Annotated in this window: 11 protein-coding genes; 9 read left to right on the forward strand and 2 right to left on the reverse strand. The window is 64.5% G+C overall.

All coding sequences use genetic code 11. The features are described 5' to 3' along the window. Positions 1-1065 (forward strand): spore photoproduct lyase family protein, encoded by a 1065-nt coding sequence (locus R5O87_RS02160; RefSeq protein ID WP_410558155.1) that lies wholly within the window; start codon positions 1-3, stop codon positions 1063-1065. 55 nt (positions 1066-1120) lie between these two features. Here R5O87_RS02160 and R5O87_RS02165 read toward each other — a convergent pair whose 3' ends face one another. Continuing rightward, positions 1121-2152, reverse strand: coding sequence for a LacI family DNA-binding transcriptional regulator (locus R5O87_RS02165; protein WP_410558199.1), 1032 nt, complete (start codon positions 2150-2152; stop codon positions 1121-1123). Between the two features lie 281 nt (positions 2153-2433). Between R5O87_RS02165 and R5O87_RS02170 the strand changes: the two genes are divergently transcribed. The 6 genes from R5O87_RS02170 to R5O87_RS02195 all read left to right on the forward strand — a co-directional run bounded on the left by R5O87_RS02170 (position 2434) and on the right by R5O87_RS02195 (position 8973). Then, complete coding sequence (locus R5O87_RS02170) at positions 2434-3657, forward strand: sugar ABC transporter substrate-binding protein (RefSeq protein ID WP_410558156.1); 1224 nt, start codon at positions 2434-2436, stop codon at positions 3655-3657. Between the two features lie 50 nt (positions 3658-3707). Then, positions 3708-4676 carry a carbohydrate ABC transporter permease gene (locus R5O87_RS02175; RefSeq protein WP_410558157.1) on the forward strand — a complete coding sequence of 323 codons (969 nt, stop codon included), beginning with the start codon at positions 3708-3710 and terminating at the stop codon, positions 4674-4676. 25 nt (positions 4677-4701) lie between these two features. Continuing rightward, the gene (locus tag R5O87_RS02180) at positions 4702-5553 is read left to right on the forward strand and encodes a carbohydrate ABC transporter permease (RefSeq protein ID WP_410558200.1); all 852 of its coding nucleotides are present in this window, start codon (positions 4702-4704) and stop codon (positions 5551-5553) included. Positions 5554-5579: 26 nt separating this feature from the next. Then, the gene (locus R5O87_RS02185; RefSeq protein WP_410558158.1) at positions 5580-6359 is read left to right on the forward strand and encodes a ThuA domain-containing protein; all 780 of its coding nucleotides are present in this window, start codon (positions 5580-5582) and stop codon (positions 6357-6359) included. Between the two features lie 65 nt (positions 6360-6424). Next, on the forward strand, positions 6425-7627 hold the full coding sequence (locus R5O87_RS02190) for a Gfo/Idh/MocA family protein (protein ID WP_462836431.1): 1203 nt from the start codon (positions 6425-6427) through the stop codon (positions 7625-7627). Between the two features lie 146 nt (positions 7628-7773). After that, the gene (locus R5O87_RS02195) at positions 7774-8973 is read left to right on the forward strand and encodes a multidrug effflux MFS transporter (RefSeq protein WP_410558201.1); all 1200 of its coding nucleotides are present in this window, start codon (positions 7774-7776) and stop codon (positions 8971-8973) included. Positions 8974-9056: 83 nt separating this feature from the next. On the opposite strand, the gene R5O87_RS02200 is transcribed toward R5O87_RS02195, so the two are convergent. Continuing rightward, entirely contained in the window at positions 9057-9656 is a 600-nt protein-coding gene (locus R5O87_RS02200; RefSeq protein WP_410558161.1) for a recombinase family protein, read from the reverse strand. A gap of 762 nt (positions 9657-10418) precedes the next feature. Between R5O87_RS02200 and R5O87_RS02205 the strand changes: the two genes are divergently transcribed. Next, positions 10419-10919 carry a hypothetical protein gene (locus tag R5O87_RS02205; RefSeq protein WP_410558162.1) on the forward strand — a complete coding sequence of 167 codons (501 nt, stop codon included), beginning with the start codon at positions 10419-10421 and terminating at the stop codon, positions 10917-10919. Positions 10920-11193: 274 nt separating this feature from the next. Further along, positions 11194-11868 carry a hypothetical protein gene (locus R5O87_RS02210; protein ID WP_410558163.1) on the forward strand — a complete coding sequence of 225 codons (675 nt, stop codon included), beginning with the start codon at positions 11194-11196 and terminating at the stop codon, positions 11866-11868. Positions 11869-12645 lie beyond the last annotated feature (777 nt).

Raw genomic sequence — 12645 nt, forward strand, 5'->3', positions numbered from 1 at the left:
ATGGAATTCAAGCGGCTGTTGCAGATCCGGCGTATCTACGCGCAGCCTGCTGCACTGGAGCTTCCCAGAGGCAAGGAGATCGTCGGACGCTGGCCGGGCGCCGACGTCGTGCTCGTCGACAATCATTGGAACATCCCCGAAGTTCACGGAGATGAACGGAATGTGCAACGCTGGTCCCGGATCAAGACCGAAGCGCTGGTCCTCGGCGTTAAGAAGGCGCTGACCGTCAAGCCGAACGGCCGCTCCGCGGATTTCATTGCCCCCTCTACTGCGAACGGCTGCGCCATGGCATGCGCCTATTGCTATGTGCCCCGCCACAAGGGCTACAGCAATCCGGTGACCGTGTTTGCGAACATCGACCAGATTGCCGGGTCGCTGGCACGGCACGTCACCCGCCAGGGCATGAAGCTGGAGCCCAACCAGTGTGACCCTGAACTCTGGGTCTACGACATCGGTGAAAACAGCGACTGCTCCGTGGATGCGCTGCTCAGCGACAACGTGGAGGATCTCGTCCTGCTGTTCCGGGACTTGCCCACCGCCAAACTGTCCTTTGCCACCAAATTCGTGAACCCTGCAATGCTCGGCTGGGACCACGGCGGTCACACCAGAATCCGTTTTTCCCTCATGCCCGCGGACCTGGCGAAATCGATTGACGTTCGGACTTCACCGGTGGCGGAGCGAATGGCTGCGATTAACGACTTCGTGGAGGCCGGCTACGAAGTGCACGTGAACTTCTCCCCCGTCATCATCACGGACACCTGGCTCCGTGACTGGGAGCAGATGCTGCGCCAACTCGATGCCACCCTTACCGCCGCCGCAAAGGCGCAGCTTGCAGCCGAGATCATCTTCCTGACCCATAACGAGCGGCTTCACGAGGTCAATCTCGGATGGCATCCGCAGGCCGAGCAGGTGCTGTGGCGTCCCGACCTGCAGGAATCGAAGGTCTCGTCCAACGGCTTCACCAACGTCCGCTACCGTTCACGAGCCAAGGCAGCGTACGTACAGCAACTGACTGCGCTCGTTGGGAAAATCGCGCCGTACTGCCGCATCCGCTACGCGTTCTAGCCTCAAGGGCTGCTGACTGGGGTCGCTTCCAGTGAACGCGCCGGAGCCGGCTGGCTCAGCCGGCGCTCGTCGTTGACGGTTTCCGCTGCACCGGTCCCGTCGACTGCCCCTCCTCGAAACGGCAGATCACCACGGCCTGGCGCATGGGACCGCCGCGTTCCTCGAGCTGATCGACCAGGGTTTCAACGCCCATGCGGCCCAGCTCGGTACTGGGCAGCGTGAGGACAGTCAGGCGGGGGTCCGTCGTGGCGGCGACGTCCGGCGTCGAGCCGATCAGCAGGACGGACATGTCGCCGGGAACGTCGATGCCGTGCTTGTCCAGGCCGTTGATGAAGCCGAACGACGCGTTGTCGTTCATGAGGATCACCGCCGTCGTGTCGGGGGCGGTCTTGAGCAGCCTTTCGGCGGCCGCCTGACCAGAGATCGGTGATTCCTCGCACGAGATGTGAAGCGACTCCAGCCCGCGGCGGTCCACTTCCGCCGCGAAGGTCGCCCGGCTCCGCATGACGGGGCCGTAGCCGCTCAGGGCATGCTCGGCCCCGCCGCTGTCAACGAAGCAGAGCCGGCGGTGGCCGAGGCCCTCCAGATAGGAGACGGCCTCGATCATGGAATTCTCAAAGTCGACGTCCACGTACGGCAGGTCCTCCGGGTGCCGCGTCCGTCCAATCAGCGCGAAAGGCAGCGTGGATCGCTGCAGCCGCTCCACACGGGCATCGTCCAGCTGCACCTCCATGAGCAGGACACCGTCGATGAAGCCGCTGGAGATGAGCTCCTCCACCTGTTCGGCGTCGTTGCTGATGGGCCACAGCACCAGGTTGTAGCCCAGGTCCTTCGCGGTCTGCGTGGCGCTGGTGAAGAACTTCACGGCCGTCTCGCTGAGCCGCCGCTGCAGCGCCGGGTACAGCAGGGCAATGATCCGGGTGCGCTTGCTGGCCAGCGCGCGGCCGAGGGCGTTACGGCGGTAGCCAAGCTGCAGCATGGCCTCCTCAACCCGGGCCCGGGTGGCCGGGGCAACCGGCTTGGTGTCGTTGATGACGAACGACACCGTGGCGATCGAGACGTCCGCCAGCCTCGCAACGTCTCTCATGGTGGGCACAGTACGACTCTTTCAGTTCAGGGCTCAGGGAACGGGACAGGTCTCCAGTAAAGCGGTTAACTTTTTCCTTGACAACCCCTTGCCGCGGCATGCAGAGTTGTTCCCACATCCCCCGACACGTTGAATCCGGGCCCACATTTGGCCAGTGAGTTAACCGCTTAACTGGCGGGCATGCACCTACCACCTGCCCGGACGATCCAACGCGCCCTGAACCACGGAATCACCGAACACCTCAACCACCAAATGAACCGCAGCACGGCAAAGGAGCCCCCATGAAGAAAGCATCACTCACCTGCCTGATGGCCATGGCCGCCATCGCTCCGCTCGCCCTCACCGCCTGCGGCGGGGGCAGCATCCAGGCCTCCGCCAACGAGAAGGTCGACTCGCTTACCGTCCTGGACTACTACAACAACGAACCGGACAAGACCCACATCCAGGGCGCGCTCGACAAGTGCGCCGCGCAGCTGGGCGTGACGCTCAAGCGCGAGACCGTCCCCGGCAAGGACCTCATCCAGAAGGTCCTCCAGCGGTCGAGCTCCCGGACCCTGCCGGACGTGCTGATGCTGGACAACCCGGACGTGCAGGAGATCGCGGCAACAGGCGGGCTGGCCCCGCTGAATGACTTCGGCGTGGACACCTCCGGGTTTGCGCAGGGCATGCTGGACGCCGCGACCTATGAGGGCAAGGTCTACGGCCTGGCGCCCACGGCCAACACGCTGGGCCTGTTCTACAACAAGGAGATGCTGGCGGCTGCCGGCATCCAGCCGCCCAAGACGTGGGACGAGCTGAAGGCGGCGGCAGCAAAGCTCACGACGGGAGGCCGCTACGGCCTGGCGTTCTCCGCGATCGCCACCTACGAGGGCAGCTGGCAGTTCCTGCCCTTCATGTGGACCAACGGCGGCGAGGAGACCGACCTGAGGAGCCCGAAGGTGGCGGAGGCGCTGGGCTTCATCGACGGCCTGGTGTCCTCGGGCTCCGCGTCCAAGAGCGTGGTCAACTGGAGCCAGGCGGACGTGCGCGACCAGTTCGCCGCGGGCAAGGCCGCCATGATGATCAACGGCCCGTGGCAGATCCCGTCCCTGGCCAAGACGCCGGACATCAAGTGGGCGGCCGTCCAGGTCCCCGTCAACGCGCAGGGGCAGACTCCCGTGGCGCCGCTCGGCGGCGAGGTCTGGACGGTGCCGCAGACCGGCAACAAGGCCAAGCAGGCCAAGTCCGCGGAGCTCGTGAAGTGCATCAGCAGCGACGAGAACCAGCTGGCCCTGGCCAAGGAGCGCTTCACCGTGCCCACCAAGACCGCGCTCGCCGGTGAGTACGTGAAGGCCGTCCCGGAGATGGCCGCGTTCACCGAGCAGGTGGCCAACGCCCAGTCACGGACCGGCAAGCTCGGCAAGGACTGGCCCACGACCGCGACGGTCATGTACACGGCCATCCAGCTGGCGCTGACGGACCAGGCGTCCCCGCAGGAGGCCTTCACCAAGGCTGAGGGGAAGTAGCCCGGGATGACGCGAACAGCCAGCACCCACTGCGGAAAGGAGGCAGGGACGTGCCGACCCTGACAACCAGCCCGGCGCCGGGAGCCCTCTCCCCCGCCGCCGCGGACACACCGGAAAGGGACGGACGACGGCGGGGCTACCGCCGGGAGCGCCTGGTCCAGGCACTCTTCCTGGCACCGGCTGCGCTGTTTCTCCTGCTGTTCTTCGGCTACCCCGTGGTGAAGAACGTTGTGATGAGCCTGCAGGAGTACACCACCCGGACCTTCTTCACCGGAGAAGCGCCCTGGGTTGGCCTGGCGAACTATGCCACCGCCGTCGGAAGCAGCCTCTTCGCACCGGCGATGCTGAACACGGCACTGTTCACGTTGGGTTCGATCGCCGGCCAGTTTGTGCTTGGCCTGGCGCTGGCCAGCTTCTTTAAGCGGCGGTTCCCGCTGAGCGGCTTCCTGCGTTCCATGCTGCTGCTCCCGTGGCTGCTGCCGCTGATCGTCTCGAGCGCCACGTGGCGCTCGATCCTGGACCAGGACAGCGGCATCCTCAACGCATTCCTGCGGAACCTCGGCGTCATCCAGGAACCGGTGCCTTGGCTGACCAGCCCGTCCGTGGCGCTGCTGGCGGTGGTCCTGGTCAACGTCTGGGTGGGCATTCCCTTCAACGTCACCCTGCTCTACGGCGGACTGCAGGAGATTCCCGAGGAGCTGTACGAGGCAGGCGCGGTGGACGGTGCCACGGGCTGGAAGGCGTTCTGGCACATCACCTGGCCCAACCTGCGGCCGGTGGTCAGCGTGGTCCTGGTGCTCGGCGTCGTCTACACGCTCAAGGTCCTGGACATCATCCTGGGCCTGACCAACGGCGGCCCGGCGAACGCGACGCAGACCCTGGCGGTGCGCTCCTACCAGGAGTCGTTCGTGAACTTCCAGTTCGGCGTCGGCGCTGCCTTCAGCAACATCCTGATCCTGATCTCACTGGTGTTCGCGGTGGTCTACCTCCGCATGAACCGCCGTGCGGTCGACGAGTAAGAGGACCATCATGACAACCCTGGATATGACGACGGCGGGCTCCGCGCCGGCCGCGCAGCGGCCGCGGAAGGCTAACAGGCCCAAGCTGGGGCACACCGCCGTCGGACTTCTGCTCCTCGCGGTGATGCTGTTCCCGGTGTACTGGATGGTCAACGCATCCCTGCAGCCGTCCGGCAACACGCTGACCGCGGATTTCCTGCCGCTTAACCCCAGCTTCGAGGGGTATGAGAAGGCGATCGCGCAGCAGGGCCCGAACCTGCTCACCAGCCTGGTCATCTCGCTCGGCACCGTGGTGTTCAGTCTGGCCGTCGCCGCCCCGGCCGCGTACATGCTGGCGCAGTTCCGGTTCCGCTGGATCAATGCCGCGCTGCTGGCGATCCTCATCTCGCAGATGATCCCCGGCATCGTGATCGCCAATGCACTCTATGCGGCCTACAACGACCTCGGCCTGCTCAACTCCATCCCGGGGCTGATTCTGGCCGACTCGACCCACGCCATCCCGTTCGTGATCCTGATCATGCGGGCGTTCATGATGCGGATTCCGCCCAGCATTGTGGAGGCGGCGAGGGTGGACGGCGCCGGGCTGGTGCGGGCGTTCGTCTCGATCGTGCTGCCCATCAGCCGCAACTCGCTCATCACCGCGGGCCTGTTCGCCTTCCTTTTCTCCTGGAGCGACTTCCTGTTCGCCCTGACGCTGACCACCACAGAGGACGTGCGGCCCGTGACGCTGGGCATCTACCAGTACCTGGGCACCCAGGTGTCCAACTGGAGTGCCGTGATGGCGACGGCAGTGCTCTCCTCACTGCCGGCCATCGTGCTGCTGGTCCTGGCACAGAAGTACATCGCTGCCGGGGCCACCGGCGGCGCCGTCAAATAGCTTGTCCGAACCTAAGGAACGAATCAATGACTGAGAACCACACTCCCCTGCGCGTCACCGTATGGGGCGAAAACCGCCACGAACAGCACCAGCCGCACGTGGCCGAGATCTACCCGGACGGCATGCACACCACGATCCGCGAGGGCATCGAGGAGAACCTCAGTCCGCGGACCGAGGTGGCCACCGTGACCCTCGACGACCCCGAGCACGGCCTCACCGAGGAGCGGCTGCGGAACACGGACGTCCTGGTCTGGTGGGGCCACGCCGCCCACGCCGAGGTGGCGGACGAGGTGGTGGAGCGCGTGCACCGGCACGTGCTGGCCGGCATGGGCCTGGTGGTGCTGCACTCCGGGCACTGGTCGAAGATCTTCGGCAAGCTCATGGGCACCACGTGCACGCTGCGCTGGCGCTCGGAACGGGACCGCGAAATTGTCTGGACCGTGGACCCGACGCACCCGATCGCGCAGGGCGTGCCGCACCCGTTCATCATTCCGGAGCAGGAGATGTACGGCGAGCACTTCGACATCCCCGCCCCCGACGAGCTGATCTTCCTGAGCACCTTCTCCGGCGGCGAGGTGTTCCGCAGCGGCTGCACGTTCAAGCGGGGCTACGGCAAGATCTTCTTCTTCAGCCCCGGCGACCAGGACTACCCCGTCTACCACCACAAGGACGTGCGGAGGGTCATCGCCAACGGCGTGGAGTGGGCCCGCACCGTGCGGCCCGAGCGCACCGACCCGGTCCTGCTGCGGTACGAGACCGAGGCGTTCTACACCGGCCACAGCTACGAGGGGGCGATGGCCAATTGAGCCGCTTCGCTACTTTGCCTGATCCGACGGCGCCCGTCCGCGTGGTGCAGGTCGGCGCCGGCGGCATGGGCCGGGCCTGGCTGCGGCTGCTGGGTGAGTCGGCCGACGTCGAACTGGCCGGCGTGGTGGACCTCAACCCGCAGGCGGCACGGGACGCGCTCGCCGAGCTGGGGCTGGATGCCGTGCCGGTGGGGACGAGCCTGACCGAACTGGCCGGCGCCGTCGGTGCCCAGGCCGTGGTCAACGTGACGGTCCCGGCCGCGCACCATCCGGTGAACGTCGAGGCGCATTTCCTCGGGCTGCCCGTGCTGTGCGAGAAGCCCGCGGCGCCGACCGTCGCGGAGGCCCTCTCGCTGGCCGCGGTGGCAGAGGCGACGGGCCAGCTGCTGATGATCAGCCAGTCGCGCCGGTACTTCCGGACGCTCACTGCCTTCAGGCGGCAGGCAGACCGGCTTGGCGCGATCGGGCTGCTCACCTGCGACTTCTTCAAGGCGCCGCATTTCGGCGGCTTCCGGGAGGAGATGGAGCATGTGCTGCTGGTGGACATGGCGATCCACGCGTTCGACGCCGCGCGGTACCTCCTGGGCCGGAATCCGGTCTCCGTGTACTGCGAGGAGTTCAACCCGGGCTGGAGCTGGTACGCCGGGGACGCCGCGGCGACGGCGGTCTTCGAGATGGACGGCGGGACGCGGTTCGTCTACACCGGAAGCTGGTGCGCCGACGGGCTGGAGACCTCGTGGAACGGCAGCTGGCGGATCAACGGCGCCGACGGAACGGCGGTGTGGGACGGCGCTGCTGCGCCGGTGGCTGAGCGTGTTGCCGGGGCTTCGGCGGACGACGTTTTGGCGGACGACGGCGGGGTGACGGGTTCTGTTTCTTCGGCGCCGGATTCTGTGGTTGCGGAAGGCGACGCCGCTGCCGAGGGGCCGTCCGAGGGCCCGGAGGAGATCGCCGGGGCGCTGGCTGAGTTCGTCCGGAGCCTCCGGACGGGTGAGGTTCCCTCGGGCGAGATCCATGCCAATGTCCTGAGCCTTGCGATGGTCGAGGCGGCGGTGAAGTCCTCGCAGACCGGCCAGCGGGTGCTGATCAGCGACGTGCTGGACGAGGCGCACCGGCAGGCGCTCGCCGCCGAGTCGGTCCCTGCCGCCAGGGAGGTCTTGGCGGCGTGGGCTTCGCCGCTTGAGGCCCTTCAGGCCGTTGGTGAGCTGCAGGTGGCCGGTCAGCCGGGGCGGGCGGTGCAGCCGGCCGCTTCCGCCACGTTGGGGTAGGCGGTGTGGTGGGAGGCCTTGCTGGAGGGGGTACCAGCAGGGTCTCCCACAGCGTTGTAAACGCTGGTTAGGTGGAAATGCATCCCCACCACCCGCCGTCGAACTTGCGGCAGCCCCTTTACCCCTTGAACGGAGGCAGCGTGACTCTGACCGACGCTCCGGTGACCACGCGCGAACAGGCAGTCGGACGGCCGCTGGCCATTGTCCTTGGCCTGCTGACCATCTTCGGTCCGATTTCCATGGACCTGTACCTGCCTGTGCTGCCGGCCCTGACGGCGGAACTGCGAAGTTCCACCTCGACGGCGCAGCTGACCATCACGGCCTGCCTGCTTGGACTGGCGATCGGCCAGGTGATTGCGGGCCCGCTGTCGGACCGCTTCGGCCGCCGGCTCCCGCTGCTGATTGGCGTTGCCGCGTACACGGTCACGTCCGTTCTCTGTGCCGTCAGCCCGACGGTTGAGACGCTGATCGCCGCCAGGTTCGTGCAGGGCCTGGCCGGTGCCGTGGGCATCGTCATTGCGCAGGCCGCCGGGCGGGATGTGTACGAGGGCGCCAAGCTCCTTCGGTACTACGGCCGCCTGACGGTGCTCGGCGGACTGGCGGCGATCGTGGGTCCGGTCATCGGTGGCCAGCTGGCCTCCGTCACGGACTGGCGCGGCGTCTTCCTGTTCCTGGCGGTTGTTGGCGTGGCCATCCTGGTGGCCTGCCTCGTGATCTTCAAGGAGACACTCCCGGTTCAGCGGCGGGCGGCCGGCGGGTTTTCCCACACCGTGCAGGATTTCCGGCGCCTGCTGGCGGACCGCGTGTTTGTCGGCGCAGTGCTGATCACGGGCTTTACGTACTCGGCGATCTTCGCCTACCTCAGCGGGGCCACGTTCGTCCTCCAGGGCATCTACGGGCTGTCGCCGCAGGGCTATTCATTTGCCTTCGGCCTGAACTCGCTGGGGTTCATGATCTTCGGTTTCCTCGGCGGCCGGCTTGCCGAACGGTGGTCCGAGAAGGCCATGCTGGTGATCGGACTCGCCATGGCCACGGCCGGCTCCGTTGGCCTGCTAATTACCGCGCTCCAGCACCTGCCGCTGATTGCGGTGATCCTGTCCCTCTTCACGATGGTTGGTGGAGTGGCGACGGCGAGCCCCTCCGCCACGTCGCTGGCGCTGAAGGGCTACCCGGACATCGCCGGGACGGCGTCGTCGTTACTCGGCCTGGCACGGTTTGCCTTCGGCGGAGTGGCCGCTCCGCTGGTGGGCATCGCCGGTGCGGATAATGCACTGCCGTTCGGGGTTGTTACGGTGGTTTCAGTTGCAACTGCCGTGGCATGCCTTGGGCTTGTTAGGGCGCGTTGAGGCATAGCTTGGGAGGCGCACGACGGCGCGGTGAACCGCCGTCGTTCCCGTGGCCGACCCTTGCGGTTGCCCTCCGGGTGGTGTCAGGAGCTACCCTTCTTTTCCGCCTTCTGGCGCGCGCGATCGAGCGCACGGTAGACGGTGGAACGACCAACGGAGAACAGGTCGGCGAGCTCACCCATTGTGTGTTCGCCAGCGTCATGCAGCTGGAGCATGAGTGCTTCTTGTTTGGCCGATAATTTGGGCTGTTTCCCGCGCAGCCGCCCCTTGGCTTTGGCGATTTTCATGCCTTCGCGTGTGCGGGCCCGGATGAGATCTCCCTCGAACTCGGCGACCATGGCCAGGACGTTGAAGAGCAGCTTGCCTATCGGGTCCGCGGGATCGTGCAAGGAACCGCCGATGCTCAGCTTCACTCCGCGCGAGGCGAGGTCGTCGGCGATCTGATGCGCGTCACGGACCGACCTGGCCAGCCTGTCTAATTTCGTCACCATGAAGGTGTCGCCACTCCGGCACGCGGCCAGCGCTTCCCGCAGACCTGGACGGTTCGTGTTACTGCCGGTGAGGCCATGATCGACGTAGATACGATCAGCTTCTACGCCCATGGAAGTCAAGGCATCCCGTTGCACGGTGACGTCTTGTTCGTCAGTGGAAACTCTTGCGTAGCCAACCTTGATTTCACCCATGAACAGGAGTGTCCGCCACAGGAGCAGCAGTGCGCCATATAGGAGTCCGTCACCGGACATTTCACCGGTCCGGTCCTGCGGGACGGTTGCCTCGCGCTGGCTGCAACGATGCAGATCAAGTAGCCGTTTTTCCGGTAAGTGACCGGCTTACGGGACGCACTCCTCCCTCTATAAGGGACGGCCTTGACGGGACGCCGAGGTTGGAATTTGTGCTGTTGTGGCCTTCTCCGTGAGGCTGAAGGGTAATAGGCTCTGTCCTGTCACGCGGTGAAACTGACATGTGGAAACACCGGCTTGCTGGAGACCGCAGAATCAGGAGCGATCCTTGGACTATGACTCGAACACTTTCACGGTTGCGTTACCCGAACTGCGAAAATACAGGACACTCAACACTGCGTGGCGATTACTTTTCCTTCTTTTCTGGATTCTGTGGGCGATCATATTTTTCGGAAACTTGGAGGTCCCCCGAGAAATCGCCCTCACGGGCATGGGAGTCGCCGTTTTACTTACGAGCGGGTTCGCCCTATATGCCTCTCGCAAGCAAAAACAACTCCGGCCACTCATCAACCGTAGATTCGCAGAAGAATTCACTGCCCGCACCGGCTACGAATACCCCCGCGACATAGACATTTTGGACGTGCAACGAACTATAGCCATCCGCAAACCTGACGGATCGGTACTCCTTTGGGGTATCAATCGTTCGCCGGACAGGGTCAGAGTCTCTCCCGCGACAACGTCATCCCGGCCATAAGTCGCCCGAGAATGCCAGTAACCGTTACTCAGCGGGAGCCCGCCGGTTGCGGGATCCTGCATTATTGGAGAATGTGGAAATGGCGGAGCGCGCGTTCGAAACCAGATGGACAGTGGCAAACTCGGAAGGCCCTAGTCCAGGAGCTGGAATCCAGGCCTGAGCCAGAGTACGGGTACGGACCACATTGGGAAGCCGTCATCGCCGGGCGCCGTGAATTCACGGGCAAAGTACTGAGCGGGCCCTACGTCGGTCACGATCTTTTAGTCACGGTCTATGGCGAAGCCGCGCTGGACCGGGAGTACGAGCCGGCGGACTTCTGGTACTCCGCGGACTACTGGCTGGTCGACGAGGATAACGCCGGTCCCGGCGATGACGAACCCGATCCCTCCTTTGACACCTTGGAGGAGCTACTGGATTGGCTGGACGGCACGCCAATCGAATGGCACTCACCATACGTTGCACTTGCCCGGATAGGGCGACTTTCTGGCCACGACGGAACGCAAGTGCCCTAAGCCCGCGGTCGGCCCGCTTGAGGTTCCCGCGAGGACGAGGATCATCCGTCTCGGTGCATGCTGCAGATCAACGGCCGAGTACTGGCGTTCATTGGATACTGAGTGCATGAACTCCGCAGCCCATCGGCACCAGCTCACATTGCAGCCGTCACTGATGACTATGGAGACCTATGTCTCTGAGAGCCGAAGCTGGAGGGCGCCAGTACCATTTCTCGATTTCATAGTCGACGGCGAGCCCCTTATTGAATCCGTCTTGGGGAAAGGTTCAGACAGGATGCCCACCAGACTCCAGCCTGATTGGGAGCAATTTAGCCTCGATGAAGAGTTCGGCCGCTTGCTTGGACTTGGGAAGCCCGAACATGAGGATGGCCGCACCGCTATGTATATCTGTAGGTGCGGTGATTTGGACTGCTTCGGCATCGGGGCCCGCATCGAGCGCAGCGCCTCGACGATCACGTGGAGCGACTGGGCTTGGAAAGACGGCTTCCAATTGACCGACCCTATCGACGAGCTCGGCAGCTACACGTTCACCCTGTTGGAGTATGAACAAGCGCTAGCTGATGCCGCACGGATCCTGGCCGATGTCCCAGACTGGGAACCGCAAAAGCAAAAAATGCTTTGGCCATGGCAGTGGGGCTGGAGCTTACCTAAGGAGGATGATCCGATGGACAGATATAAAGCTGCCATGCAGGCAGTCCGCCGGATATTTCTCGATGTAGATCCTGCGGGGATGGGGTTCGGTGGAACTTGGTTCCCCGAATCTGAATACGACACAGAGGTCGACCGCGCCATCTCATGGCTCGCTAAGGGCCACACTCCTGATGCCATCGCGGCCCGGACCGTGCGTTACCTGGAGCGGGACTGGGGCGTTGAAGTCCAAACCGGCAAAAAGGAACAGCTTGCTCAGGGTCTTAGCCGAATCGACATTTCCCATTTCACGACCCGCTGACGTCCTCCGATGGAGGTACTGCGGCTCGGCGATCCGACTTCCGGCTTCCCCTTTTTGGAGTAGACCAAGGAAACTGGCCCGGTTGAGGTTAGGTCGTGGGCGTAGCTGGCGAGCTGTCCGTCAGAGTTGAAGGACCCCATGAGCCACGGAAACGAGGTGAACGCCAAGCCATTTGCTAGCGTAATGGGTTCACCTGGAGGGCACTGGCGTCGGACTCCGCATTGTTCCGTGATCAGCAAGGTGCAGCAGCTCGCGGGCGCCCAGCGGCTTATCCAGGGTCACGGTACTCACGGGTCCATATAGGGGCGCGATACAAGGCGTTGCAGGTCCGCTCTGATAGAGGGGAACAAGAGCGACGGCCGTGGAAGTTTCCACTTTAAGGAGTCCCTTGGCAGCGTCGCAGGGTCCCCCTTGGGCGTACTCGATCACTAGCTGCGTGCGGTCGTCGTTCATGTCCATTAGCCGCCAGTCCCCGATAGTGTCGGTGCGCTCGTCATAGGATGTGGCGATCACTGGCTTCGTTGGCGTGATCCTACCCAGACCCACTGGCCGAAGGGGATCCGGAGTTCCGTGGTTCCAGAGCTCGGCCGGGATATTTCCCGGCAGTGACGCAGTTTCTGACGTAGACGGCGGGGGCGGCTGCGAAGTGCAGCCAGCGGCGGCCAGGGCCAGCACAGCACTCACCGCCGCTACCGCCAATCCGCGCGGGACTGCCGGCGTCGTCACTGGCCGCAGAAGCATGCCCATGACCTGAAGCTATCCGGTGAAGTAACTGCT

The organism is Arthrobacter globiformis, assembly GCF_046536215.2.
GTDB lineage: Bacteria > Actinomycetota > Actinomycetes > Actinomycetales > Micrococcaceae > Arthrobacter > Arthrobacter globiformis_E.